This window comes from Pseudofrankia coriaricola (genome assembly GCF_032027725.1).
GTDB lineage: Bacteria > Actinomycetota > Actinomycetes > Frankiales > Frankiaceae > Pseudofrankia.
In genome coordinates this window covers 1-25,874 of the sequence record NZ_JASNFO010000058.1, presented here as the reverse complement: position 1 = coordinate 25,874, position 25,874 = coordinate 1, and the positions used below count along the sequence as shown (strand labels likewise).

At 68.6% G+C, this 25,874-nt stretch carries 23 protein-coding genes; 12 read left to right on the top strand and 11 right to left on the bottom strand.

The window, feature by feature from the left end; all coding sequences use genetic code 11:
* Nucleotides 1-28 precede the first annotated feature (28 nt).
* The 3 genes from QOZ89_RS28805 to QOZ89_RS28795 all read right to left on the bottom strand — a co-directional run bounded on the left by QOZ89_RS28805 (nt 29) and on the right by QOZ89_RS28795 (nt 2,395).
* A complete protein-coding gene (locus QOZ89_RS28805; RefSeq protein ID WP_071052223.1) occupies nt 29-871 on the bottom strand; it encodes an alpha/beta fold hydrolase in 843 nt (280 codons plus the stop codon).
* The gene (locus tag QOZ89_RS28800; protein ID WP_071052222.1) at nt 868-1,461 is read right to left on the bottom strand and encodes a TetR/AcrR family transcriptional regulator; all 594 of its coding nucleotides are present in this window, start codon (nt 1,459-1,461) and stop codon (nt 868-870) included. Before QOZ89_RS28800 ends, QOZ89_RS28805 begins: the two co-directional genes overlap by 4 nt.
* 130 nt (nt 1,462-1,591) lie before the next feature.
* Complete coding sequence (locus QOZ89_RS28795) at nt 1,592-2,395, bottom strand: aminoglycoside adenylyltransferase domain-containing protein (RefSeq protein WP_071052221.1); 804 nt, start codon at nt 2,393-2,395, stop codon at nt 1,592-1,594.
* A gap of 255 nt (nt 2,396-2,650) precedes the next feature.
* On the opposite strand from QOZ89_RS28795, the gene QOZ89_RS28790 reads away from it, so the two are divergent.
* On the top strand, nt 2,651-3,166 hold the full coding sequence (locus QOZ89_RS28790) for an ATP-binding protein (protein ID WP_071052220.1): 516 nt from the start codon (nt 2,651-2,653) through the stop codon (nt 3,164-3,166).
* A 414-nt stretch (nt 3,167-3,580) separates the two neighbouring features.
* Here the strand turns inward: QOZ89_RS28790 and QOZ89_RS28785 are convergent, their stop codons facing one another.
* On the bottom strand, nt 3,581-4,384 hold the full coding sequence (locus QOZ89_RS28785; RefSeq protein WP_312626582.1) for an MBL fold metallo-hydrolase: 804 nt from the start codon (nt 4,382-4,384) through the stop codon (nt 3,581-3,583).
* Nucleotides 4,385-4,460: 76 nt separating this feature from the next.
* On the opposite strand from QOZ89_RS28785, the gene QOZ89_RS28780 reads away from it, so the two are divergent.
* A complete protein-coding gene (locus QOZ89_RS28780) occupies nt 4,461-4,958 on the top strand; it encodes a winged helix-turn-helix transcriptional regulator (protein WP_312626580.1) in 498 nt (165 codons plus the stop codon).
* A gap of 201 nt (nt 4,959-5,159) precedes the next feature.
* The gene (locus tag QOZ89_RS28775) at nt 5,160-5,288 is read left to right on the top strand and encodes a hypothetical protein (protein WP_312626578.1); all 129 of its coding nucleotides are present in this window, start codon (nt 5,160-5,162) and stop codon (nt 5,286-5,288) included.
* A 49-nt stretch (nt 5,289-5,337) separates the two neighbouring features.
* Here QOZ89_RS28775 and QOZ89_RS28770 read toward each other — a convergent pair whose 3' ends face one another.
* Entirely contained in the window at nt 5,338-6,114 is a 777-nt protein-coding gene (locus tag QOZ89_RS28770) for a class I SAM-dependent methyltransferase (protein ID WP_312626576.1), read from the bottom strand.
* A 368-nt stretch (nt 6,115-6,482) separates the two neighbouring features.
* Here QOZ89_RS28770 and QOZ89_RS28765 point away from each other — a divergent pair, with 368 nt between their 5' ends.
* The 3 genes from QOZ89_RS28765 to QOZ89_RS28755 all read left to right on the top strand — a co-directional run bounded on the left by QOZ89_RS28765 (nt 6,483) and on the right by QOZ89_RS28755 (nt 10,159).
* Nucleotides 6,483-7,112 (top strand): nucleoside deaminase, encoded by a 630-nt coding sequence (locus tag QOZ89_RS28765; protein WP_312626574.1) that lies wholly within the window; start codon nt 6,483-6,485, stop codon nt 7,110-7,112.
* Nucleotides 7,113-7,820: 708 nt separating this feature from the next.
* The gene (locus QOZ89_RS28760; RefSeq protein WP_312626572.1) at nt 7,821-8,639 is read left to right on the top strand and encodes a hypothetical protein; all 819 of its coding nucleotides are present in this window, start codon (nt 7,821-7,823) and stop codon (nt 8,637-8,639) included.
* A gap of 746 nt (nt 8,640-9,385) precedes the next feature.
* Nucleotides 9,386-10,159, top strand: a complete 774-nt coding sequence (locus QOZ89_RS28755; protein WP_312626570.1) for an alpha/beta fold hydrolase — start codon at nt 9,386-9,388, stop codon at nt 10,157-10,159.
* A gap of 14 nt (nt 10,160-10,173) precedes the next feature.
* Here the strand turns inward: QOZ89_RS28755 and QOZ89_RS28750 are convergent, their stop codons facing one another.
* Nucleotides 10,174-10,461 carry a TetR/AcrR family transcriptional regulator C-terminal domain-containing protein gene (locus QOZ89_RS28750; RefSeq protein WP_312626657.1) on the bottom strand — a complete coding sequence of 96 codons (288 nt, stop codon included), beginning with the start codon at nt 10,459-10,461 and terminating at the stop codon, nt 10,174-10,176.
* Between the two features lie 188 nt (nt 10,462-10,649).
* Here QOZ89_RS28750 and QOZ89_RS28745 point away from each other — a divergent pair, with 188 nt between their 5' ends.
* Nucleotides 10,650-11,828, top strand: a complete 1,179-nt coding sequence (locus QOZ89_RS28745) for a hypothetical protein (protein WP_312626568.1) — start codon at nt 10,650-10,652, stop codon at nt 11,826-11,828.
* 1,655 nt (nt 11,829-13,483) lie between these two features.
* On the opposite strand, the gene QOZ89_RS28740 is transcribed toward QOZ89_RS28745, so the two are convergent.
* Nucleotides 13,484-14,845 (bottom strand): hypothetical protein, encoded by a 1,362-nt coding sequence (locus QOZ89_RS28740; RefSeq protein ID WP_312626566.1) that lies wholly within the window; start codon nt 14,843-14,845, stop codon nt 13,484-13,486.
* A 645-nt stretch (nt 14,846-15,490) separates the two neighbouring features.
* Between QOZ89_RS28740 and QOZ89_RS28735 the strand changes: the two genes are divergently transcribed.
* The 3 genes from QOZ89_RS28735 (at nt 15,491) to QOZ89_RS28725 (ending at nt 19,085) form a co-directional block, all read left to right on the top strand.
* Nucleotides 15,491-15,763 (top strand): hypothetical protein, encoded by a 273-nt coding sequence (locus QOZ89_RS28735; RefSeq protein WP_312626565.1) that lies wholly within the window; start codon nt 15,491-15,493, stop codon nt 15,761-15,763.
* A gap of 1,342 nt (nt 15,764-17,105) precedes the next feature.
* Entirely contained in the window at nt 17,106-18,185 is a 1,080-nt protein-coding gene (locus tag QOZ89_RS28730; RefSeq protein WP_312626563.1) for an NHL domain-containing protein, read from the top strand.
* Nucleotides 18,186-18,881: 696 nt separating this feature from the next.
* Nucleotides 18,882-19,085, top strand: coding sequence for a hypothetical protein (locus tag QOZ89_RS28725; protein ID WP_312626561.1), 204 nt, complete (start codon nt 18,882-18,884; stop codon nt 19,083-19,085).
* Between the two features lie 353 nt (nt 19,086-19,438).
* Here the strand turns inward: QOZ89_RS28725 and QOZ89_RS28720 are convergent, their stop codons facing one another.
* From QOZ89_RS28720 to QOZ89_RS28710, 3 genes are all read right to left on the bottom strand, one after another.
* Entirely contained in the window at nt 19,439-20,695 is a 1,257-nt protein-coding gene (locus tag QOZ89_RS28720; protein WP_312626559.1) for a type II toxin-antitoxin system HipA family toxin, read from the bottom strand.
* A complete protein-coding gene (locus QOZ89_RS28715) occupies nt 20,695-21,009 on the bottom strand; it encodes a helix-turn-helix transcriptional regulator (RefSeq protein ID WP_312626557.1) in 315 nt (104 codons plus the stop codon). The genes QOZ89_RS28720 and QOZ89_RS28715 overlap by 1 nt, the downstream gene beginning before the upstream one ends.
* Nucleotides 21,010-21,467: 458 nt before the next feature.
* Nucleotides 21,468-23,114 (bottom strand): restriction endonuclease, encoded by a 1,647-nt coding sequence (locus tag QOZ89_RS28710; protein WP_312626555.1) that lies wholly within the window; start codon nt 23,112-23,114, stop codon nt 21,468-21,470.
* A 342-nt stretch (nt 23,115-23,456) separates the two neighbouring features.
* On the opposite strand from QOZ89_RS28710, the gene QOZ89_RS28705 reads away from it, so the two are divergent.
* Nucleotides 23,457-23,849, top strand: coding sequence for a hypothetical protein (locus QOZ89_RS28705; RefSeq protein ID WP_312626553.1), 393 nt, complete (start codon nt 23,457-23,459; stop codon nt 23,847-23,849).
* Between the two features lie 71 nt (nt 23,850-23,920).
* On the opposite strand, the gene QOZ89_RS28700 is transcribed toward QOZ89_RS28705, so the two are convergent.
* Nucleotides 23,921-24,118, bottom strand: coding sequence for a hypothetical protein (locus QOZ89_RS28700; protein WP_312626551.1), 198 nt, complete (start codon nt 24,116-24,118; stop codon nt 23,921-23,923).
* 546 nt (nt 24,119-24,664) lie between these two features.
* Between QOZ89_RS28700 and QOZ89_RS28695 the strand changes: the two genes are divergently transcribed.
* Complete coding sequence (locus QOZ89_RS28695; RefSeq protein WP_312626549.1) at nt 24,665-25,843, top strand: hypothetical protein; 1,179 nt, start codon at nt 24,665-24,667, stop codon at nt 25,841-25,843.
* Nucleotides 25,844-25,874 lie beyond the last annotated feature (31 nt).

The following is a 25,874-nucleotide window of genomic DNA, read 5'->3' as shown; positions in this document are numbered from 1 at the left end:
TCGTGGGATTGGCTTGGGTGAGCGGGATTCAGGTCGAGGGACTGAGGGTCTTCCGCAGGAGTTCGCCGAACTCGGCGGGGTGGGTGGTCAGGCCGACGTGGCCGCCGGGGAAGTCGTGGAGTTCCGTGCCGAGGCGTTCGGCCAGGGATTCGGCAGCCCGGTAGGGGAGCTCGCCTCGTGAGTCCTGGCCGCCGGCGAGTACGAGCCGGTCCGACAGCGTCTCCAGACGGTGGAGGTCCGGGGCATAGGACATGAAGCTGGGCACGATGCGTCCGACGAAGTACGGCAGGTTGGCGATCGTCCGCTCGGCCCGCGCCGCCGCTTGGGGCGGAAGCTCTATGTCGGCCTTCGGCTCGGTGGTCTCGCCGTCCTGTGCCAGGCCCGCGGCGAACAGGGCCATCGCCGGCATGAGCCCTTGAGCGTGGAACGTTGCCTGCACGCGGGCGATGAGCGCGCGATGTTCGGCGGCGTCCGGCAGGGTCTCGACTACCGGCGGCTCGTGCGCCACGAGGCGTTCGACGCGTTCGGGATACGTGGCGAGCAGGTGCAGGGCGGCGATCCCGCCGGAGCTGGCGCCGAACACCCGGGCTGGCCGCCCGGGTGACAGCATTTCCAGGACGCGGAACGCGTCGTCGGCATGCTCAGCCACATGCTGCTCGGCCTCGGAGTCGTCGAGGGTGCTGCCCGACATGCCGCGCGGATCGTAACTCGCGACGGTGTACTCGACGGCCAGGTCGTCGGCGATGCCGTCGAAGGAGGCCGCGCCTCCCGTCCCTCCGGGGATCAGGATCAGGAGCGGGCCGTGGCCGCGTACTTCGTAGTGCAGGGTCGCGCCCTGCACGCGCAGGCTCCCGACGGTCGGCTCGGTCATGGAGGGTCTCCTTCTCGGGACGGGGGCCAACGCTCCAGGAGGGTGTGCAGGGCGTCGAGGGCGCGAACCCAGGACTGCTGCGACGAACGCTCGTGCGCGAAACCGCCCGCGGCCTCCAGCGCGACGAACCCGTGGAACGTGCTGCGCAGCAGCCGGACCGCGTCGGTCAGGTCCGGCTCGGCTAGTCCGTAGCCGCGCAGCATTCCGTAGGTCAGCTTGACCGCGCGCCGGGGTCCCGGTGCTTCCGCGGCCAGCTCGGGGTCGATCCGGATCGAGATCTGCGTCGCCGCGTAGCGGCCCGGATACCGGTGCGCATAGTCCCGCCAGGCGTTCGCGAACGCGACCAGCGCGTCCCTGCCTGCCCGCCCGGCGGTTGCCTCCGCGATACGGATGGTCTTCTCGTCCGCCGCCAGCAGCGCGATCCGTCCGCGCAGGTCGTCCAGGCCGCGGACATGCGAGTAGAGGCTCGCGTCCTTCACCCCGAGCCGCCGCGCCACCTGCGACATGGTCACCTGGTCGAGCCCGACCTCGTCCGCCAGCTCGGCGCCCGCGACCGTCACCCGCTCCGCCGTCAGCCCGGCCCGCGCCATCCACCCTCCCCAGATCCTAGGGTTTCTAGTTTCACCCTAATACCCCTAGGAAGGCCAAGCGAGCAGGTGCCGTGTCGCATGCGACTACGGGTCGCGCCAGGACCTGTGGGTTGGTGGCGCGAGCGGTCGGTCAGTCCGATCCCGTGGGCGGAGGCACATCACGAATGACCCCGTCGACGAGGGCCAGTGCGTCGGCCCGTCGAGCCAGCGGGCTGCGGTAGAGGGACGTGCAGTGATCATCGCGTCGGATGCGTAGGCATTCGTCGATGATGCGATGCCATCGTGGTTCGAATGTGGTTCGTGCGTATTCTCCCGCCGCCGTCTTGGAGGCGATCTTGCCTGTGGTCAAGGTGTAGTGGAGGCGGCTGACGCCGAGCACCCCCCAGACTGGCCCCTGTGGCGCGAGGCAGGCCAGACCGGCCGGTGTGGGCAGGTGGGAGCTGCGTTGCCACCATCGTCGCCAGTAGTCGTCGAGGTTGGCGCGCGTCCAGTGGGCGAGGGCCTGTGCGTCGGTGACGATGCCGATGTTCGTGGGGTTGGGGCCGCGGATCGCGATGCCGTGGAGGGCGAGGCTGTGCCAGGTGACGGGGTGGCGCTGGTGGTCGCACCGCGGATGAAGCCGTCGGCCGTGGGCGTGCGGCCCGGGTGAGGCTTGTTCCGGGCCGCCGGCGAGGTCACGCCAGGTGATGTAGATGCCGTCGAGGAGCGGACGGCGGGGCAGATGAGCATGCACGCTTTCCAGCGCGGCGAGCTGGTTCCCGGCGGGCGGTGTCGCCGTGACGGAGACGAAGTCGATGTCACTGGCGCCGGGACGAAAGTCGTCCAGGGCCGCGGACCCGATTACATAGCAGCCTTCCACGAGACCGGGAGCCGCGGCGTCGATCGCCATCAGGTAGGTGTCCACGACGTTGCATACCGCGGCAGGCACTGTCATGACCGGTGATTGTCTGCCAGCGCCACCGTGTCTGGGGCCCGGACTCACGTGGCGACCGTCTCGGAGCGTTCGACCTCCTGCCGTCGATGAAGTGGCGTCGGCACGGGCGAGGTCCGTGGGCTCGCGGACATGGGCCCGACCCCATATGACGGACACTTGAGGTGACAATCGGTGACGCCGTGGTCGCGCAGCGGACGAGCTGTCCGCGGCAGAGCCGGCAGGACGGTTCGGCCCGCGGCGGTAGCATCGGGTCCCGTGATCGTATGGCTCAACGGCACCCACGGCGTGGGCAAGACGACGACCAGTGCCCTTGTGCAGCAGCTGATCCCGGACTCACGGGTGTTCGACGCCGAGAAGGTGGGCGAGACGCTCATGGACATCTCGCCGGGGCTGCCCGCGACGGACAACTTCCAGCACTGGCCGCCGTGGCGCCCGCTTGTCGTTGAGACTGCCCGGCGCGTGCTCGACTACACCGGCGGCATCCTGGTGATGCCGATGACGGTCCTGGTTGAGCAGTACTGGCGCGAGATCAGCACGGGCCTCGCCCACCATGACGTCCCAGTTCGGCACTTCGTCCTCCACGCCGACCAAGACACCCTCCGCGGGCGCATCCTGGGCGAGCATGCTGTCTCCCCGTTCCGTCTCAGCCACCTTGAGCCCTACGCCGAGGCAGCCCGCACCTGGTTGCACGACGCGGCCGAGGTCGTCGACACCACGCACCTCACGGCCGCCCAGGCCGCCCGGCAGATCGCAGAGGCCGTCAAGGGCTGAGGACCGCCCGCCACGCGAAACAGGCCCAAGGGCGGTGGTCGTCTTGCCGCCGCAGGACGGACCGCGCAGCACGACGAGTGTCGGCAGCCGGTCCGAGTCCAGGGGTGTCGGCATAGGCGGCAGGTTAGATCGACCAGGTCGCGGAGGGGACGTGCATTTCCTGATCGGATGGCGTGTTGACCGGACTACGGCGACCTTGATCTGCGTGTCGGGGAGGGCGTTCGCGGTCTGATCGGTAGGAACTCACGCAGCTTCGGAAGGAGGCTGCGTGGTGGTTCACGGTGGACTGGAACGGGACGTCCACCGTCGCCGCGCCCGCTGCCGGCCCGCGGCGACGAAGCTGACCGCGGCAGGATGGACGTGCAGGCCAGTCCCGTAAGCGGATCGCTAGCCGGGCGTCCCGTCGCGCTGGCTTCAGCGTGCGATGCGCTGGAGTTGCCGTTCGTGCACGCCGGGAAGCCAATCCTTGCCGTACGCCGTTGGGCCGAGCCGCGGGTCGCTGGGAACCTCGGCATCACGCAGGGAATGCAGGTACGCGCGATCCTGGTCGATCCGTGCGTGTACCTGATCAGCTCCGCCGACGGACCCGTGACCGGGGATGACGGCATCGACGTCGCCCGCCACGCCCTCGAGCAGCCGCAGCGCGACGAGGCAGTCCTCGACCGGGTCGGCGGTGCTGTTCAGGTCGAGCATCGGAATCAGGACATCAGAAAGCATGTCGCCGGCGACGAGAACCCCGCGTTCCTCAATCAACAGCGCCGCATGGCCCGGGGCATGCGCTTGATGCTCGACAATTCGGATTTGAGGGCCATCCCAGGGAATCTGCGTCTCCTCGGCGGGCAGGCCGGTGATGAGTCCGAGCAGGTCGAGCGGTACCTGCTCGGCGATGTCCGGCGGTATCAGCTCGGCGACGCGGGCCTTCGCACGCGCGTCCGATAGCCGATCTCGGACAGTGGACGCGTTGCGGGCCGTGCCGTAACGAGGCGCCACGCCGAGCCGGGCGTCCCAGAGTAGGTGGTCCCAATGCGGATGCGTCGAAAACCCTGCCACTACGGGCTGGCCCAACTCGCGAAGGTCGTTCGCGAGGCACGCGATCTCGTCGCCGGTCACCCCAGGGTCGATGAGCAACACGCCAGCCCGGCCCTGCACCACGATGGCGTTGCTCTGGAGGAACTCGCTCTCGTGGATCAGCACGCCCTCCGCGACCTGCCTCAGCACGGGTGGCTCCTTCCGCTTGTGGTTTGCAACCGCTCGTCGAGAGCGTAGTGCCTGGCGGTTGTAGAGTGCAAGCACTATGGGCGAAGCGAACGAGCCGCGGTCGGAGTGCCCGATCAACGCCGCCATCGAGGTGTTCGGCGATCGCTGGAGCCTGCTCGTGCTCCGCGACATCGTCTTCGGAGACCGTCGCTATTTCCGGGAGCTGCAGGCCAACTCGATCGAGGGGATCGCCTCAAACATCCTCGCCGACCGACTCAAGCGACTCGTCGAGTCGGGACTGCTCACCCGTGAGGACACGCGACCCGGCCAGCGGGCGTGCTACAGCCTGACCGAACCTGCGATCCAACTCGTACCCGTGTTCGCGCAGCTCGGCAGCTGGGGACTTCGCCACCGGCCCACGACCTCCGCGCTGCACGTTCGCGCCGAGCTGCTCGAACAAGGCGGCCCCGCGCTCTGGCAAGAGTTCATGGACGAACTGCGCTACTCGCACCTTGGCTCCGATACCCCACCGCGATCACCCAGCGTTCGCGAGCGCCTGAACGCGGCCTACCGCGCTGCTACCAACTCCTCGTAGCTGTCAGGCAATCGACCATGTCCAAGGGCGACGACGGACGCCGCCCGAACCGCCTCACCTGTGGACGCCATGCCGACCCGGCAGCCCGCGGCAGCGACCTCACGCGAGCAGAACAGGTCCTGGCCGCGATCCCCACTGGCGGCCTGAGCCTGGCTCCCCATCAGGACCCCGCCGCGGTCCTGCTCCGCGACGTCGCCCCCGATGACCCGCGCACCGACTTACGGCCTCGCCCGTGACCTCGCGCCCGTCATCGACCTGCATGCGGGCACTGCCCGCCGTTACCTCTCCGAATGGCGCCGCCAGGCCGCCGCCCAACCCGCCACTGCCTGAGACGAGAGTTCTCCTGGTAGAAGGTGGTCGATCACTCCTGGCCGGCGGATCAGCGGCGCCGGGCGAACCAGACTTCCTCGACAGGCCAGCGTCGGACCCACTGGTCCGGAAACTGGGGAAAGTCGTTGTTGGCGGCACCGGGCGGCACCCGAACCTCGACCAGGTCTTCCACGACGAGGCCGCATCCGGCCATGAGCCGGATCCATTCCCCGTGTGGCAGCGTGAACTGCCGGTACTGTCGGCCCGACCCGCCGCGGCGGACCAGCTGGTGCAGTCCGAACAGGTCGTGCACCAGGTGATGGGTGACTGGCCCGTTCTCTGGCATGCACAGGCGCGCCAGGGTGGAGTGGGTCAGGAACACCAGCCGGCCGCCGGATCGCAGCAGCCGGGCCGCTTCCGGGATCCAGCGGAAGGGGTCGCACCAGACCGCCGCACCGTACTCGTTGATCACCAGATCGGCGCAGGCGTCGGTCAGCGGCACCCGTTCGGCGTCGGCGTGGACCAGCGGGAAGCGCAGCCCGAAGTCGTCCTGCAGGCGGCGCGCGACGGCCAACTGTCGGGTCGAGACATCCACTCCGACCGGGCGCGCGCCGCGGCGGGCCAGCCACGCCGAGACGTACGCGCTGCCGCAGCCCAGCTCGACTGCCGCGGCACCGGCCACGTCATCTGGCAGGACCGGTAGCTGGGACTGGGGGATGCACCACATTCCCCAGTACGGTTCGTCCGCGGTCCACCGAGAATGCGCATACCGTTCGAACCAGGCTGACAGGTGCTCGTCCCACTGCCGCCGGTTGGCCGGCACGTGACCGCCCGCCTCATCCACCATACCGATGATCATAGTGCGGCCTGAACTAGTTTGATCGTCGTGGACTCGGCGCTCATCGTCCCTGACGATCTACAGACCGGGTTCCGCGTAGATGGGACCTCTGATCACACGACTTTGCCAGTCGAGCGGTCTTGGCACCTGCCGATGTTTATGGAGACCGGGTGGCGACTCGGGTGATTGACGGCGGCTCGGCCTGGCGATTTCAGGCGCGTAGGTGGGATAGGGCGGCCTCGTGTGCGGCGGGGTCGGCGATGGGTGGCGGGCCCCAGCCCGACCTAAACCGTGATCAACACGGCGAGGGGTCTTCAGTATGTGGATGGTGCTGCGATCCTGGTCTGGTGGAGTTTCCGTGGCCGCTGGTGATGTCTTTGGCCTGGGAGGCGTATCGGGCCGGGAGCCTGCCGATCGGCGCGGTCGTCCTCGACGGTTCCGGCCTGCCGGTCGGGCAGGGGCGTAGTACTCGCCACGAGGACATCGCGGTGCCCGGCCAGCTTTCCAACACGCGGATCGCGCACGCCGAGGTCAACGCGCTCGCGCGGCTTCCCTGTCGTGGCTCGTTCCAGGATCACGTTCTCTACACGAATGTGGAGCCCTGCTGCCTGTGCATGGGTGCTGCCCTCCAGACCGGGGTCGGCGCCCTGCACTACGGCTGGCGGGATCACTATGGCGGGGCGGCGACCTCCATGGTGGTGCGCAATCCCCAGATCAGCCGCCGCGGCTTCACCGTCGTCGGACCGGCCGACGACGTGGTGGAGGCGGTGACCGGACTCCTCATCACCTGCCACTACTTTTACCGCCGTCCAGGACGGGGTGCGGCGAGCGTCGCCTGGCGCGAGGAGAGACCCGATCTCGTCACGCTCGTCGCGCAGCCGGCCGTGGCCTCCGCGATCTCGCGGGCCGTCGCGCGCGACGCGAGCATCGACACGCTGATCGACGAACTGGCACCCCTGCTCGGGACAGGCGGCAACCGGAACTCGAACCTCTTTCCTGATCGGTGAGGCGAGCACCGGCCGCGCGATGGCAACTACGACCTGATCAACCAAGGTCCACATGCGTGCCCGTGTCGTTCCTACAGAGCCAGTTGCCCGCCGTGCGGCCAGCCGCCCGTCCGGTGGATCGGGTGACGCCCTCCTCATGGTCTCGTCCAGACCTGGCAGCCCGCCCCGCCGCGTTCGCTGCATCGGGACCTCATTCCTCGCCACTATGGATGAGAACTAGCCAGTGCACCGCGTGCAGTCAATGATCATCGGCGCTAGCCTCGCCGCGACTCATCCGGCATGGTGGTAAACGATCTGCCAGTTGCCTGCAACAACCTTGAGAAACATGGTCTGGTGCCGCGGACCTCTCTCGGTCGCGGCTTCGGTAGAGCAGAGGGCCTCCCGGCGTCTTGTGCCGATGAGCCACTCGACCTCGGACAGAGAAACCAATCCAGCCTCGGGCAGTGCGGCGACGAAGGCGTCCCGCCCACGGACCGCACGTCCCGCCGCCGACAGCGTGGCATTGCGGTCGATCAGGGGTGGGAGGAGCTTCTCCGATCCTTCGCGGAGCGCGCTCTGGTAGGCGCCGAGAAAGGTGTCGAGCTCGCGGGCGGTTTCCTCGGTGGCGGCGCGGAGTTGCCACTGCCGCGCGCGCCCGGCAAGATCGACGCGATGGCCGCGCCCTCACCGGCAACCGGTCGGCGGCGTTCGGGCATTCATGGAGGTCGGATGCGCATCGAGGGCGACGGCGGGGCCGCCGACCGCCACGGGTCGTGGGTCGCTCGCGCCGTCCGCCGGGGGCGCTGGCGGTCCGCCGGCGTCGTCGCCGCGGCGGCCGTCGCCCTGGCCGCGTGCGGCGACCCCGGCGACGGGGGCACCGCGGCGGTACCGGCCGGGTCGGTCAGCCCGGGCGGACCCCCGCCTGTCGTGCTCCCCGCTGGCCCGGGGGGCGAGCCGGTCGCGCTCCGCTTCGTCGAGACCCGGCGGCTGCTCGACCTCGACGCCGACGCCGAGGCGGCGGTCGTCCACCGCTGCGTTCCAGGGAACAACGGCCGCCCGGTGTCGCCGGACGGCGACGGCCGGCTGCTCGTCGCGGTCGGCAGTTCCCTTGTGCTCGTCCAGAACAGCCAGGGCCTGGCCGCTTGCCTGGTCGAGCTGGTCAGCCGCGACGGCCCGCCGGACTTCTCCTGGTCCGACAAGCCCATGCTCCGGTGGTGGCACTCGGACCGCACCCCCGACTTCTCCCGGCCTCCGGAGGCGCCGATCGAGGTGTTCAACACGAGCACCAGGGAGGAGGGTGTGGTCGACTGGGCGGGCCCGACCTGGTTCTGGCACGCCTTTGGGCGGGTGTCCCCGGAGGTGAAGGAACTGTTCGCCGTGATCCCGAACGGGGAGGCGATCAACGTCCCCGTCGGTGCCACGGGCGCGTTCGCCCTCTACTGGAACAGGACGGTCGACACGCCCGAGCAGGTGCAGGCCAGGCCGCCGCTGTCGCTGTTCGCCCGCGACGGCGCCGGCCGGGTGCTGCACTCGGTGACCCTCCCCTGATCCCGGTCTTATTGGCAGAGTCGTGTGTTCTGTTGATCAGGTAGTGCGGGCCGCCTCACCGGCCTGACGGACGGCCGGGTCGACCGCGGCGGCGGCCCTGGGCGGCTACCTGTAGGTCGTGGACACCGAGGCCACCGCGCTTCGCTTCGACCCCGTCGACGACGACTTCGCCGACCTCTACCACCGGTACGCGCAGTTCCACATTCGCAGCGGCAAGGACCTCGCTCTCGGCCCGCGGCTCAGGTGGATCCTGCGGGCGGCGGGACTGGAGATCACGCATCGGCGCGCTGGTTACGAGGTCGTCTCACCCGTTTCCGGAGGCGGCGGTCCGTGGGCCGCGCGCGACGCCGTGGTCGCCGCCGGGATGGCAATCTCGGGTGATCTTCAGCGGTGGCAGCCGGGTATTCAGCGTGTGGCCGCCAACCCAGACGGCGCGTTGTTCGTGCCCCGCTTCGCCGCCGCCGGGCGCAAGGCGTCACGGCCAGCGGCCTGGCAGCGGGTCGTTAACGTCTCACCGGTACGAAGGCCGGACGTTCGTTGCGAAGGTGAGGTCGAGGCGCAGGCCCTCACGGCGACGGTGCTGGCGGCCATCAGCACGGCAGCGGTTCGTCGGGGACGCGGCGTGTGCGGCGTCGCCTCGCAGGTGATTGGGCAGACGACGGCCGCTCAGCAGGCTGCGACTCCCGGTCCGCTTTGCGTGGGGCGGGGCTTTTCGCGTTTCGTCGGTCCGGCCTACGCTCTGCCACATGGTGAACTCCACCTTGGCGTACTTTCCCGGCCGGGACGGCGCGCGGCTGGCCTACCGGGTGGTGGGCGCGGGCCGGCCGCTGGTCCTGCTGTCCGGTGCTGCTGGTGACTCGACGATGTGGGAGCACTACGGGCTGGCCGAGGCGTTCGCCGCGCTCGGCCGCCGTGTGCTGATGCCGGACTTTCGCGGGCATGGCAGGAGCGCGAAACCGCAGGACGTCGCTGCGTACCCGCCCGACGTGCTGACCGACGACGCCCTGGCCTTCGTGGATCATCTGGGGTTGGTCGACTACGACCTGGGTGGGTACTCGCTCGGCGGCCGGATCGTGGTCCGGATGATGGTCCGCGGGGCGACGCCCGCTCGGGCTTTTGTCGGCGGTCAGGGCCTGCGTGAGGTGAGCCGCGGCGTCGCCGGAGGTGCTGGTGTTCAGCTCCGGAAGATGGCCGCTGGGTGGGGGACCGGCGCGCCGGGTTCGGAGCAGGAACGGTCTGAGCGGTGGGCGCGGGAGAGCGGGCTGGACCCGGTCGCGATGGTGCATGTGCTGGACTCGCTCGTCGCGACGCCGGCCGAGCGGGTCGGCGGGGTTGAGGTCCCCACGCTGGTGGTTGTCGGGCGGGACGACCCGCGCGCGGCGTCGGCCGCTGAGCTGGTCGACGCGCTGCCCCAGGCAACGCTGGTCGAGGTGGCCGGCGATCACGGGACGGCGCCCGCGGCACCCGAGTTCGCCACGGCGGTCGGGCAGTTCCTCGCCGGCCAGCCCGTGGGCCGCTGACGCAACTGCCGGGCTCAGCGGCCATACGCGCGCAGGAAGACCCACACGCCCCCGGCGACCAGCCGGTCAATCTCGGCGTCGTCGAGGGGTGCGGCGCCGTACCAGGATCGGTTGTTGACGCGTCCGGTCACCAGCAGGCCGAGGAACTCGGCGGCTTCGAGCGGGTCGGGGGCATCGAGCAGGCCCTGTTCGGCAAGTTGTGCGAGCCGGTCGGCCAAGGCGCGTTGGATCGGGCGCTCTTCAGGTGCAGCCTGGATCAAATCCGGGAATCCCGACCCACCGCCGTGGGTGGGCTCGTAGATCTGGTTGGCCGGACCACGGCATGGCCTCGGTTGGCCTGATGGCGCGGGTCCCTACGATCAGCCACATGTCGCCGGTGTCTCGTGGGCGAAAGCCGAAGAAGTCCAAGAACGGTCCGTCCCGTCGGTCGGGTGCTGGTTCGCCGCGTGCGGGCAGGGCGCAGGCCGGCTCAGCGGCAGAGGTCTCGCCGGTGGACCTGTTCGTGGGTTCTCGGGAGAGGCCGGCCTGGTTCGATCCGACGATCACGGCTGTCCTCGACGGCTCTGGCGCGGTTCTGGCCGCCGATGGGCCCCGTGTGCTGGAGGAGGCGACCGTCGAGCTGGTCGGTGGGCAGATCCGCCACGCCGTGCGCGACGTTCGCCGGGGGTTGTGGGTCGACTGGTGGTTCGCGCAGCTCACCGAGGCGACCGCGGCCCGGATTCATGACGAACTCGACCGCGGTGGCACTGGTTGGGAGGGGCCGTGGCGGCTGCTGCACGGCCTGGCCGCGATCGGCTCGCCCGCGCTCGCCTCCGGCGCGACCACCGCGGCCCGACGCCTCGCCGCCAAGGTCGCCCGTGCTGGCGGGCGGGGCGAGGCGCGCTGGCTGCCGGCGATGCGCCGTCTGTCCTCCACCGGGGAGGTCTGGCACCTGTGTGATGCCTACGGCAGCCGGATCGGGGTGATCGCGGGCTTCACCTACCCGGGCGGGGTCGACCCGTCGGTGTTCCTGTTCGACGTCGATGCCTGCGGCATGGTGACCGTCGTCAACGCTGGCGTGTACGACGACGTCGCCCAGGCCGTCGCAGCGTGGCGAGCCTTCGCCGGCGAGTCCGCGAGCGACGCCGAGCCCGCCGCGGCGCAGCGCGCCGACGAACTGGTCTGCCTGGCGTACGCCGACCATGGGGGCGAGATCTTCCAGGGCGACGAGTCGGACTCGGCGCTGGACAACTGGTTCCGGACCAGCCGCCGCCTGCATGAGCTCGCCGACGCGCTACGCCGCCGCGGCACCCCGCTGCCCCGCGCGACCAACCTTCACCGCGACCTCGACGCAGGCCCGCTCGTCGACGCGTTCGCCACCTGGTACAGCGACCGGCACGGCAACCCGCCTGCCCCCGAGCCCCTTGACGCCCTTGCCTACGAGTGGATCGAAGGACGGCTTCCGGGCACCTGGCACGCGGCCTCACCCCACCGGGTCCGCCACATCCGAGGCCTGATCAGCGACTGGGTCGACGACCCCGTCACCAAGGAGGCCAGCGCCCTGCTACCCGACTGGATCCGCTGGCACGCCGAACAGACAGACCTCCCCGAACACCTTCTCGCAGCGTCGCTCGCCGCCGTCGCGGACAACCTCGACCGGCCCGACCTCGGAGCACCCTGCATGACCTGACTCCTCGCAGGTAGCCCTCGGAACATCGCTCCCAAAGTGGTGCGGCGGATAGCGGACGGCCATTCGCCATAGCCGCGCCTCAGCAAATGATCAACGGCGATTTCTGTCGCCGGCTTCTCAATAGCTACCCCTACTACTCCCGGCCGTCCGATGATGGTTGTCCTGTGTCAATGCTCTCGGAAGACTGGCCCCGAGCGGGTTCGGCGCCGAGCGTCGGGACCCACGTCCAGCCGCGGATAGCTAACACCTCAGCCAGTTCGCCGGTTGGAGACGAAACGGGCTCATGGGGTCGGCGGTGCGCGGCTGGCGCCCGGTCCAAGTGCTGCGTGATCAGGGTCAGCCCGCCCGCTGGACCCTCGTGGCGTGGCCCGCGGGGCGGTGACCCGATAGCCGATTGTGTCGCCGTCGCCGTCGCCGCGTCCTGGTACTCGTGTGAGGGTTGGCCGCCAGGCTGCTTCAACCTGAATGTGGCGGAGTGTCGGCGTGCCAGGTAAGAAGCTTTTCCGAGTCGTCGGATGGATAGCCGACGAGTACGGCCTTCCGAGTTCCGATGGCAACATCCATAAGCGCGGAGGCGGAATCGAAGCCGTTGTCTCGAGCCGGCATTCGAGTCCATGACGAGCCATCGACGGAGTACCAAACTAGCCCTGACTTTTCCTCCCCATCATCGCCCCTTGTGTTTCCCACGGCGATGAATCCGTCCCCCCAGGTGCGTACGGCGTTGATCTGCCTCTGGTCTGCCGGAACAACGCCGGCGTCCGGGAGATGGCCCGGGTCGACTGTGGCTGGCTTCCAGCCTCCATCACGTGAGTACCATGCGCGCGGCTCGCCGTCGCGAAACACGGCGGTGTTAGCACGGAAGGCGACTTTGATCGGACCATTACTACTTATGATCACATTAGGGTTAGGGAGCCCAGAACCGGTATCCTGCCAATCTGCACCGTCTCGGGAGGTCAGCAGGCGGCTCTGCTCGCCTTTGGCGAGCCCGAGGAGGAATCCCTGGGCATTAGCATCGACCGCAACTATTGGTGGCGCACTTATTTCGCCAGATGATGGCTCAGGTGCTGGCACCCGGTCCATTTCGCCGAAAGAGCGCCCGTCGGCTGAGCGCCAGACATAGACGCCGTTGTAGCTAGGTGGAGCGTAGTTATCATTTCCGACCACAATCACGCCGCGCGGCCCCGCTGCGATGGTGACTCGAAGATCTACCGGCGAATTCACGGTGAGATCACCGAGGTGTAACGGCAAGGCAGCCCACCGTTCTCCATCTTCGGTTCTCCATACAGTCAGCTGTGTGTCATCCCAGCCGACAACGTAGCCCGCGGCACCGAATCCCGCTACTATGCGGCCGCAGCACGGTGGCTGACGCGTCTTAGCCGCAGGTGGGGACATGGCCCATTCGCGGCCATCTTGTGAAGTGAAGACTTCCATATTTTCGTTACTGAAGGCCGCCGCGCTTGCCAAGATTAGGCCGTTATCCCAGCCAGCCTCTTGCTGGCTGGTACCACCCATGAGCGCGGGCTGCGGTGCTTGTCGCATCCACTTCGGAGGCTCAAATTGCCGAGTCGCAGCCGGTGCCGTTGGAGGTGTGTCGGGCGCCGATGCAGCACAGCCCGCGACCGACACTAGGACCAGGCCAAGTGCTACTCTTCGAGTCAGCATTCTGGTTTCCATTCGTAGCTCACCCGATCAAAGCAAAATTTCCGCATGCCAACGGTGCCTGCGACACGGAACGGCGGTTTCCCTGACTGCGGGAACACCAACTCCCCTTTCTCGGCTCCGGATGTCCAATTTATATGAAGACGCCACTCGACCTCGCCCTCCGGTAGTTCCGGTGTTATCCAAAACACCTCGGGTTCCACTTCGTTCACCCTGTAGGGGAAAGTAATGGTCCCGGGCTGCGGAACGATCTCTGGTGATCGTGAATTCAGATCGAGGCTGAAGGCTCTCGGCACCACCCCGGCTTGGCAGTCGAGTGGCAGATAGACTCCACTCCGCCGTGACGCGCGCTTTACAATCTCTACCTCGGCGGACTCAAGAATAACCGACCTGTTCATGGTGCCCTGCACAGTAACGGCCACTTTTGCTCCGCTACTCACCACAGCATCGGGAAGCGCGTCTTTCGAGCTGTACGGGATCGCACCGTTTCCTTGATTAGGAATGACCCAACCTGAGCGGCAGCCTACGGGCGAAACTGAGGTTGTTCCAGCGACGAGGTTCTTGGCCGCACTTCCACTGGCTGTGTTCTCGACGGCATCCCCACTCTTTCCATCGCCTGCGGCCGTCTGCCCGTCATATTTAATAAACACAACGGCTGCCAAGATCGCGATGATACATACTGCGTATATTGCTCGCCGATTGATCCCCCTCCTGCCGCAGAACTCCTTCGCCCACGCACTCCCAAAGAAGACGGAAACCAGAGTTCGATGCTCCCGCAGCCGCCGCGAGAGATCCTCGGCCCCCCAAACGTCAATATCGAGATCATCTTTGTATTCTTCTTCGAGTGCGTTGAGGGCATCCACATTGCGTCGTTCATGGTCGAAGCGCGCAGACGTCACCAGAACGAACTTCTGCGAGTTGAATCGGCGCTTTGGCGAGGAACCGCATGAGCTCCGGGGAGGGCCCGCGTACGCAACGACTGCTCTGCGAATCTCTGCGGGAGAAATCTCCTGATATCGCTTGACCTGGTAAACTACCGGCTTGCCGTCAATGCATTTCTCGTATATGTCAAGACCGTGCTGTTGCTGACCCCGGCGGCCGTAGTAATGGACCACGTGGCGTTTGTTTTCCAGTACGATCATTTCTGCGACAAGTCGCTCGAATACCTCCGGCTCGAGCTCGCCCAGTGGAAGCAGGGCCGGATTCCTGGATGGTGTTACAGAAACCGGATTCGGTCGACGCGCCCGTAGTTCGTCAAGCGATATTTCATATTCGGAAGCGGAGCAATCTGCTGGCGGCGGTTCGTCCTCCTTAGTGTTGCCTTTGGTGCGACTTCTTCTTGGCCGCACTGCAACCACGCACTCTCCCAGTTGTTTAAGGGTCAGTCTTCAGTTTGGAGCTCCGGGCAGGTAGCAATGCTGGGCGGCAATTCCACGGTCAGGAACAGGCGCACCTATGCAGACCTGTCGCCGTCAAGATCCGATGTGTGGGGGCTCCCGGCCGACGTCGCGCGCGCCGAGATGGTCGCCCGGCTGGGTTGGGCTAACAGGCCAGCGATCTCTATCGCGAGGCCGCCCGGGTCCGTCTTCATCGACGCTCCTACCACTCGCGGTTCGTGGCCGGGAAGGTACCGCGCCCCACCGACAGAACAGATCGGAGCACCCTGCCTGCCCACCACGGGACCACGACCACCCATCCACGAGGACGACTGGGGCCGCTCCGGGGCGCGCCGTTCAGGCTGGCCCCCGACCGGCCGGCCACACCAGCACGCCCAGGCCCGGCTCGGGCGGCGCCCAACACTTCGTGCCCAGCCGCGTCCACCTGACTGGTTCCAGCGACGACGACAGCCTCGGCGGCGGTACCGGGCACGGTGCGGACGGACAGCGCGATCTCGACGGCGGGCAGCGCGCGGAGCCGACCGCTGCGGCCCGCGACGGCGCTCGGCGCCCGGAGACCGCCGGCCCGCCGCGCTCAGAGCGGCGCACCGGCCGACCAAGCGCGACGTGTCCTGGCCGGACAGTGCTACCGCGTGGGACGCGGCGCCGGAGCCGATCCCGCCGGCGGTGCTCACCCGGGCTCTGCGCACCGGCCGCCGCGGCAGCAAACGCGCCCGCCTCGCCACCATCCTGCTCCGCGACGTCGCCCCCGACGACCCACGCACCGACTACGCCCTCGCCCGCGACCTCGCACCCGCCATCAACCTGCACGCGGGCACCGCCCGCCGCTATCTGTCCGAATGGCGCCGCCAGGCAACCACGCAACCCACCGCGGCCTAAACGCCGATATCAACGTTCGATGCAACGATGATGCATCGGATGCAACACGAGGTGGCCGTGGCGCAACGCGTTGATCTGCCCGGGGCTGCGTATCTTGTTCTGGCCATGACGATTGCGCATTTCGATCCGGCGGCGGCGGTGTTCACGGCAATGTTGGAAGGCTGGTCGCGTCAGCAGCAGAGCCGGTTTTTCGGCCGGCCACGATCCGGGCCCGGATCGATCTCGTGCGCCGGTTCGCGGCGTTCACGAACCAGTACCCGTGGAAGTGGACGCCGGGTGAGGTGGAGGCGTTCACTCCGGACCTACCTCCGCCTGGGAGCGCACAGGCTGCTCCTGCCCACAGCTGTCGCCGCTGTTCTGCACGCTCAGCGCGACGCCGCCCGCACCGCGTCCATCCTTGACAGCACCATCAAGCCGGCAACGACCTGGCTGTTCCCTGGCGGCTTCCCTGGCGAGCCCGCTCGCGACGCTGTCTACCGCGCACTACGCGACGCGACAACGGCCTACCGTAGGCCCGGCATGCCCGCAACGCCCGGCGTCGGTGAGGATCGCGTCGAACATCGCCGAGTATTGGCGGTCGCGGTCGCGGCGAGATAGCGGCCGGTGGCGCCGATGTCGTGGCGGTCCATGGCGAGGTCGCGGGCCGCGTTCCTGGGCCGGTCAAGGCCGGTCTTCGATAAGGGCAGCACGGATGGATCCTGCTGCACCCTTACGCTAACATCGCCGTACTCAATTCGGCATGCCCCATATGGGGCAAGTTGGCCAGACTCTAGCAGGGAGAGTGCAGACGGCTGTGACCGTTGGATCGGCGCCAGATGAGACCACGCCTTGCGGCTCGGGAACGAGTCTCCCAGCCGGTCACCCTGACGCCGTGCCGCCGGCCCCCGAGCCCGGACACGCGGGCGGGAGCGACCATCCGACCGGCTCCGAGCCCTCGGCGGTCGCCATCACCGCGCCGCCGGGCGCCGCCGGAGGGGGCGCCCCCTCCGGCAGCATCCCCTCCGGCCTAGTCCCCACGGCATCCGTCGGCGGTCCCGCCCTCCCTGCGGAAGCCGCATTCTGGTCCCCGCCCAGCGGCGCCCCCTACGGCTCCCAGCCCGCCGCTACGCCTTGGGCCGTCCCAGGCGGCCCGACCGGCGCCACCCCCTGGGTCGTCCCGACCGGCGCTACCCCCTGGGTCGTCCCGGGGGGTCCAGCCGGTGCCACCCCCTGGCCCCCGGCCGGCGGCGCGCCTTGGGGCGGCCCGCCTCCGCATGGGTACGGGCCCGTCGGCGGCGGTGCCCCGCGGGGCCGCCGCCGGACCTGGCTGATCCCAGCCGTCCTCGCCACCGTTGTCGTTCTCGTGGCCGCGGGGACGACCGCGTTCATCGTCAGCGACTCGGACGACTCGCCGGCGGGCACACCCGCCGCGACCGGAACCGCCCCCGGCGCGCAGTCCGCCCTCCCGACACCCACCCGCACCCCGCCGCCTGGCCCCGGGCCTGCCTACGCCGGCGAGGCACTCGCGATCGCGGACTTCGAGCCGGAACACGTGGCGGTGAGCAAGGACGGCACGCTGTACGTGTCCAGTAATGGCTCCAGTGGCGCCATGATCTACCGGATCGGCCGGGACGGCGACGTCCTTAACATCGACGTCAGCTATCCGGGCTACAGCGGTAGCCCGAGCATCGGGCAGGTCGACTTCGACGACGCCGGTAACCTTTATTACCCCGATCTAGGCGAACACCGCATCAATCGGCTCACCCCTTCTGCGGGCATGGCCACCACAGTGGCCGGAACCGGTGTCAAGGGATTTTCCGGTGACGGCGGCCCCGCCACCGAGGCGCAGATCGGCTCGGTCGACGACCTCGCGGTGCTTGCCGACGGCACGATCTACTTCGCGGACTTCGGCAACGAGCGCATCCGCAAGGTGACGCCCGACGGGGTCATCTCCACGGTCATCCACGTGCCCGGCGGTGGCCTGAGCACCGTCGAGGTCGGCCCTGACGGCGCCCTTTACTTCACCGATCTCATCAGCTCCACGGTCGACCGCCTCGACGCGGACGGCGGGGTCACCGCCGTCGCCGGCGGCCGGCTGGACGAAACCGCCGACGGCCGGATGGGCGAGGGCGGCCCGGCGCTGAAGGCGGGCCTGTTCCAGCCCATCCTCGAGATCGGGCCCGACGGGACGCTGTACGTCGTCAGCCCCGTCAAGGAGAACGTTCGCAAGATCGGGCCCGACGGGATCATCACCACCGTCGCGGGGACTGGCCAGACGGGCTTCGGGGGCGACGGGGGGCCGGCGGTCGCGGCGACCTTCTGGGGGGCCCACTCGGTGGTCATCGACACGAGCGGCGCGCTCTACGTCGCCGAAATAGCGAACAACCGGATCCGCCGGATCGGGCCCGACGGGACCATCACCACCGTCGCCAAGGCCCTGTGAGCCGCGGCGCCTGACCGACGGCCCGACTGGAGCCGGGGAGCGCGGCGGCGCCTCCATGCACTCGCACCCAGTCCGCCGATGGAACTCGCCGTGGGTCGGGGCGGGCCGATCCTGCCGTTCCCGTGTGCGACCGCCAGGTTACACGGCGGCTCTCTCGCGGAGTCCGATGTGCCCTCGGCGAATCGAGACAGGCGAATACTGCACGGTTCGTATAAGACAAGGCCCGTTGGAGTCGGTCAGCCAGACCGTCAAGATCGGAAACGGATGATCAGCCTGGCGACATCGGCGGCATGGCCCGAGGAGCTGCGCCGTCCGTAGGCATTGATCGCGGATTCGAGGATGGCGGATACGGGGTGCGCTACTTGCCCTGGTGGGTCGGCGTTGGCATCATGCCGATCATGATCGGAAGAATCGAGTCCTGCGTCCTTCGGTGAGCGGGACGGCCGAGCCTGGATCGCTCGGATCCCAGACCGCCCTGTTCGACCATGCTCTGCGTCTGCACCAGCTAGATCCTGACGCTCCTCTGCCGCATAATGGCGAGCCGTATCCGGACGACGATCTCCACCGTCGGCGGAACGGACCGCGGCCCCAGAAGGATCGGCGACTCGACAGCAACTACTTCCCCTGGTTCCCCCGCAGTGTCGCGGCACGACTGCATCTGCGTGCCTTCGCCGAGCTATCCAGTGGTGATGACCGGTGAAACAGGCTGCCGATCAGCGCCCGGTCGAGGCTGTGCGGGCCGGTGACGAGGTGGCCGTCGGACAGGCGCTGGCCGACGGCGCGGACCCGAACATTCTGGTTGGCCGGTTTCGAGGATCGGTCCTGGCCGAGGCCGCGGGCAGCGGCCGGCTGGAGATCGTCGACATGCTGGAGGAACTCAACCGGCAACTTGGCCGGTAGGGAACGCCAAGGCCAATATCCACGGCGTTCAGGCGCGGCTGGCGGTCGGGCCGGCCTTGGCCTGTGCGTCGGGTTGATCTGACCTTCGCTGGCTTCGCGCGGTTCGCGCTTGGCCCCGAGCAACGCGCCGAGTACGCGGCGATCTACGCCGGGCGAGCGACACCAGGCAACGCCTTCGCCCCGAACGACGAGATCACCGCGATCACTTGGTGGGATGGTGCCTCACCGCTCGCCGGCAGGGTTCAACCACTCGACGTCTGCCTGGGACGACGGCGCCGCCGCTGCGTTCGGTGCGGGTGTGACTGGTGATCAACGGCAGTCTCTGACGCGATCGCACGCGCCTGCACCGATCCTCAAGGCACACTGAGAGCACGCGCGATCTGTCGCTGTTCGCTCTCGTAGGCCACTGCCATCCGGTCGGCCTGGCTTTTCGGGATGCCGAGCTCGGCGGCGGCCTGCCGCCAGCCCGCCGTGGCGGTCTCCACCTCTCTGACGAGGTCGCGGGCCCTTGGCGGCGACAGGCGGAAGTAGTTGCCTACCGACAGCGCGACGTCGAGGCTTGCGTCGGTGTTGTCGAGATCGACGGCCGTGCTCAGCCGGGCCGGGTTGTCCGGATTGGGGTTGAGGTCATAGGCAGGAGAGAGCGCCCAGCCGTCTCGTTCTCGCAGGAACGCGTGATTTCGCAGGTGGTCGTCGGTGTTCCCGGTCAGGATGGAGAACAGGATCCGCCGGTAGAGCTCACGCAGGTCGGCGTCAGCTCTCGGCGAGTAACGTTCGATCACCTCGGCGATCTCAAGGTAGCTGCGGAGGTCCCCGTCGGAGGCCTCGAGCATTGTCAGGGCGCTTGCGAACCCCAGACGCCGCGCCCCGATGCGGTCGAAGCGACTCAGGAGTAGTACGTGCCGGCCGGCAACGGTCAGTAGTTCCGACTCCGCCACGGTAAGCCCCGCTCTCCGAGCGAGTCTCAGTTGTACCTCCTCCCAACCGGCCACGTCCCATTCATCACTGTCCGAACGCGGGAACTTGGCGATCGAGAGCCGCCCGGACACGTCCCGTACCGTTGCCTTGGGGCGCGCGCCACCGAGCGAGCTACCTGCGTCGATGAGGTCCGCGAGGTCGCGGTCGAAGTCGCCCTCCGCGCGGACGCGGTCGGCTGCTCGCATGAGCCGGGCCAGGTCGATCAGCCGTGGGACCGCGTGCCGGTGCGTCGAATAGTAGGTGGCGGTTGCCGGCTGGCGGAACCTGACACATCCCTGGCGGGTGTCGTCGCGGACACCGAGAAGGAAGTCGGCCTTGCCGAGAGTGCGAGGTGTGGTCTTGGCGGCACGGGCGCGCTCGCGCTCCTCGCGCCTCATGAGGTTCTCACCCCATCGGTCGGGGGCGCTGTCGGCGAACGCGTTGAAGATGGCTGACCGCGGCGGCGTGTGGAAGACGCCGGCGGCCCTGGCCAGTGCCGGGTCGAGGTCGTATCCGGCAGGGTTGGTCAAGTAGGCGTCGGTGTAGCGGAACGTGGCGCTCTGTCCGCCGCGGTCGTGAAGCCACAACGTTCCGGCGGCGGTCTCCTGCCCGTCGATCTCGACGGTGACCTCGACAGGATTCCGTTCGGCCATCAGCGCCGTACTCGCTTGGGGAGGATCTCGTCCATGCGTAGCCGGCCGACGTCGGTCTCGTACGGGTCGGTGGCCCTGACGACGGCGTCCATGATCCCGACGGTGCGTAGCACCCTGAACAGGTTCTCGGTGCTCGCGGTGCCCTTACCCTGCTCGATGGCGCGCAGCGTGTCCCGTGAGATCCCGGCTCGCTCGGCGACCTGGGCCGCGGTCAGCCGGTTCAGCTTCCGCCAGGTCGACACATGCTCGCCGAGCAGACGCAGCGACCGCGCCACCGACAGCGGTGTGGCATGCGAGGCTCTGTCACCGACCATAGCCAGCATCATACGAGTCTACGGTGGTTAAGTTCGCCGTTAAGTGCGGCTGCCTCCGTGCGGTGGCTGACCAGATGGGGCAGGCCGAGGCGAAGGCGGTCAAGACGGGTGGATCGCGTGCCCAACCGGGCCGTCTGAACCAGTGGCGGTCTCCAGCTCCGTGCCGCGGCCACCGAGCAACTGCTCGCCGCTGCCCGCGAGACTGCCGCTGCCCAACAGGCCCGCGCCGACCAGGCCGTCGCCGTCCTAGAAGCCGCCCGCACCGAGGCCCGCGAGGCGACCGCCCGCGCCGCCCGTTCCGACGCCGCCCGCCAGGCCGCTGAGAACGTCCGCGACGACGCTCTGGCCCAGCTCGCCACGATCAACCAGCAGGCGGGCCCAGAGGCGGTCGGCGAACCGCCAAGCGCATCGACCGCCTGACCGCCCAGGCGCCGAACAGCGACGATCGGCGGTGAACGTCAGGTGCCTGAGCCGCGGCGGGGTGGGGGTGGTTTGGGCAGGCCGATGCGAACCTTCTTGTTGAGGTACTCCTCGAGGAGACCCTTGAGTTCGTCTCCTTCGATCAGACGCACTCGTCCAAGGCGTTTCGCGGCGAACTCCCTGCTGGCGGGGCCAAACCAGGCGGTCGTGACCAGGATGCCTTTGGTGGCGTGCTGCTCTTCGACGGTTCCCCACAGTGCCCGTACCGACTCGGTGGGCACGACCCGGCTGTACAGCTTGGCCTGGATGACGCAGATGCCACCTGTGATCGGGTTGGGATCGGTGACGACGACGTCGACACCCTCGTCTCGAGACCCTTGGGTCGTCTTGGCCCAGCCCTTCATTCCGATCTTCTCGAACAGCTGGCGGATGAGATGCTCGAAGGCGAATGGGTCCATGTGCAGCAGGTCTGGTCGGCTGTCGAGCTCGGCTGCGGCGTCGAAGTCGTCGACGAACTTGTAGCGGGAGAGGTCGAAGTCGACGATCGGCGTCACGGCGACGATGTCGTATGGATGCGGCGACATGATCACTTTCAGTCGCTTAAGGCAGTCGATGGGTTTGAGATGGTCGTTGAAGTTCAGCTCTTGGTAAGCCGCGCGGGACACGCTGACCGTGATCAGACATGGGTAGGCGGGCTGGCCGGTGGCCGGGTCATGAGTGTCCACGTGTCCGTTGAGGGCCACCGAATCGATCAACTCTGCCGGGGTGGTCTCGAAGATTTCGCGGAGGATCCGTAGCGCCGTCTGCGCGACCACGGAGGTGTAGAGGCGATCCCGATCCTGCTTGGTGCGCAGCTGGCTGTCGGTCGCCTTGCGGGTCTTGACGTAGCGGAACCCGCGTTCGGGCGGCACGATGTCTCTGTCTGGCAGCTGGAATTCGATCCAGAGCTCGCGGGGCTCGGGTCGGTAGGCGAGCCGGCGGCGGGCCGGAAATCCGGGTGGGTACGGCGACCGGTCCAGCACCTGACCCACGAAATCCTCGATGGCGTCGGGATCACCGGCCCAGTAGGCGGCCTCGAAGAGGTCCACCGCCTGGTTGTGTCTGTCGACCTCAGCGCGTGCCGCGTCGGCGCGGCGCTGATGTTCCTCGCGCGCCTGCCGGATCCGCTTCTGCCGGGTCGCTTCAGCGAGCTGCGCGGCGTCGAGCGCCTCCTGGTGGAGCCGCCGGGCGTCTTCCAATGCCTGCTCGTAGCGGGCACGGCCACCGAACTTCGCCGCAAGGCCACGTGGCGGGCCCTCCGGAGCGAAGTCCTGCCAGTCCGGAGATGGCGCCGGCGCGCCGAAGCGCGCCAGGTTGAACCGCTGGATCCGGGCTGCCTGCCGCAGACTGTCGAAGGAGAACGGGGCTGGACTCGCTCCGTCCAGAATCGTTTCCAGCCGCCTGACCTTGGCGTTGATCTCCTCAGTGCGCTCCGTAGCCTCTGCCGCCGCTGTCTCGTGCGCCACCTGCTCGCGCGCCTTGGCGTCGGTTTGGGCTCGCCGCGCGGCCGCCCGCCTGTCGCGTTCTTCCTGCTGCCGTTCCCGCTGGATGGCGGCGTCGACTTTGCGCTTCTCGCGCTCGATACGCGTGCGTTCCTGCTCCTGGGCCCGAAGGAAGTCCGACCACCCCGAACGTCTACCTGCCACCTACATAGAGCACCAGAGAAGCTACGCTCCGGCAAGAATCGTCCGATGCCGGACGATCGTCCCTGGAGTCACCTGCCTGCCGCATCCCGCCGTGAGACGGCGACGCGGCCGTCGAAGCCGCTGGAGCGCCCGCTTCGGGTACGTGCCGTTAGGCCGGGAGCGCCGGTGGGACACCTGGTCGGAGGCGGGGCGGCAGGGCCTCGGTGACGATGCGAGCGACGATGTCCTGCTGGGTGTCGGTGGGGCTGAGGATCTGTTCGCCGGGGACGTCAAGCAGGTCGGCCGGGATGTACCAGTCAGGATCACGTTTTCTACACGAATGTGGAGCCCTGCTGCCTGTGCATGGGCGCTGCCCTCCAGACCGGGGTCGGCACCCTGCACTACGGCTGGCGGGATCGCTATGGCAGGGCGGCGACCTCCATGGTGGTCCGCAATCCCCAGATCAGCCGCCGCGCCTTCACCGTCGTCGGACCGGCCGACGACGTGGTGGAGGCGGTGACCGGACTCCTCATCACCTGCCACTACTTCTACCGCCGTCCAGGATGGGGCGCGGCAAGCGTCGCCTGGCGCGAGGAGAGACCCGACCTCGTCACGCTCGCCGCGCAGCCGGCCGTGGCCTCCGCGATCTCGCGGGCCGTCGCGCGCGACGCGAGCATCGACACGCTGATCGACGAACTGGCACCCCTGCTCGGGACAGGCGGCAACCGGAACTCGAACCTCTTTTCTGATCGGTGATGTGAGCACCGGCCGCGCGATGGCAACTACGACCTGATCAACCTAGGTCCACATGCGTGCCTGTGTCGTACCTACAGAGCCAGTTGCCCGCCGTGCAGGCCGCTGATGTCGCGGGCCTGGTCGTATTCGGCCACGTCGGCAGGGTCGGTGGGGCGGTCCCCGAGCGCGTATTGGGTGGGGTCGGCGGCGTCGGGCTGGGCGGGGGTGCCGTAGGGCAGGCCGAGGACGTGGTGACGGTAGTGCTCGATGTGTGCCACCGGTCTGGGCATGCCGGCGACGAGACAGACGAGAACTGACGCGATAGTGATCGCGGTTCGACATGGAACGCTCCGATCAGCGGCAAGAACGGCCCCGGGCGTCGCCGGTAGCCGCACTGACAACTGCTGACGCTGCCGGCGGCCCTCATCGCCAGGGACACCGCGCACGACATCGCGTCGTACACCGGTCATCAGGTCAGTCATCGCGAACGACATCCGCGCGGCTGGCGGACCGGTCCAACACAGTGGCCCGGGCAGGTAGGCGCCGCCGCGCCGGGACGCTTTGCGTCCGGAGGTCGGGAGCAACCGACATCCCGCATGCCGCCGTTCACTCACATCCCGACCCGCCGCCGTGGGTGGGCTCGTAGATCTGGTTGGCCGGACCACGCCATGGCCTTGGTTGGCCTGACGGTGCGGGTCCCTACGATCAGCCACATGTCACCGGTCTCCCGTGGGCGAAAGCCGAAGAAGTCCAAGAACGGGCCGTCCGGTCGGTCGGGTGCTGGCTCGCCGCGTGCGGGCAGGGCGCAGGCCGGCTCGGCGGCAGAGGTCTCGCCGGTGGACCTGTTCGTGGGTTCTCGGGAGAGGCCGGCCTGGTTCGATCCGACGATCGCGGCTGTCCTCGACGGCTCTGGCGCGGTTCTGGCCGCCGATGGGCCCCGTGTGCTGGAGGAGGCGACCGTCGAGCTGGTCGGTGGGCAGATCCGCCACGCCGTGCGCGACGTTCGCCGGGGGTTGTGGGTCGACTGGTGGTTCGCGCAGCTCACCGAGGCGACCGCGGCCCGGATTCATGACGAACTCGACCGCGGTGGCACTGGTTGGGAGGGGCCGTGGCGGCTGCTGCACGGCCTGGCCGCGATCGGCTCGCCCGCGCTCGCCTCCGGCGCGACCACCGCGGCCCGACGCCTCGCCGCCAAGGTCGCCCGTGCTGGCGGGCGGGGCGAGGCGCGCTGGCTGCCGGCGATGCGCCGTCTGTCCTCCACCGGGGAGGTCTGGCACCTGTGTGATGCCTACGGCAGCCGGATCGGGGTGATCGCGGGCTTCACCTACCCGGGCGGGGTCGACCCGTCGGTGTTCCTGTTCGACGTCGATGCCTGCGGCATGGTGACCGTCGTCAACGCTGGCGTGTACGACGACGTCGCCCAGGCCGTCGCAGCGTGGCGAGCCTTCGCCGGCGAGTCCGCGAGCGACGCCGAGCCCGCCGCGGCGCAGCGCGCCGACGAACTGGTCTGCCTGGCGTACGCCGACCATGGGGGCGAGATCTTCCAGGGCGACGAGTCGGACTCGGCGCTGGACAACTGGTTCCGGACCAGCCGCCGCCTGCATGAGCTCGCCGACGCGCTACGCCGCCGCGGCACCCCGCTGCCCCGCGCGACCAACCTTCACCGCGACCTCGACGCAGGCCCGCTCGTCGACGCGTTCGCCACCTGGTACAGCGACCGGCACGGCAACCCGCCTGCCCCCGAGCCCCTTGACGCCCTTGCCTACGAGTGGATCGAAGGACGGCTTCCGGGCACCTGGCACGCGGCCTCACCCCACCGGGTCCGCCACATCCGAGGCCTGATCAGCGACTGGGTCGACGACCCCGTCACCAAGGAGGCCAGCGCCCTGCTACCCGACTGGATCCGCTGGCACGCCGAACAGACAGACCTCCCCGAACACCTTCTCGCAGCGTCGCTCGCCGCCGTCGCGGACAACCTCGACCGGCCCGACCTCGGAGCACCCTGCATGACCTGACTCCTCGCAGGTAGCCCTCGGAACATCGCTC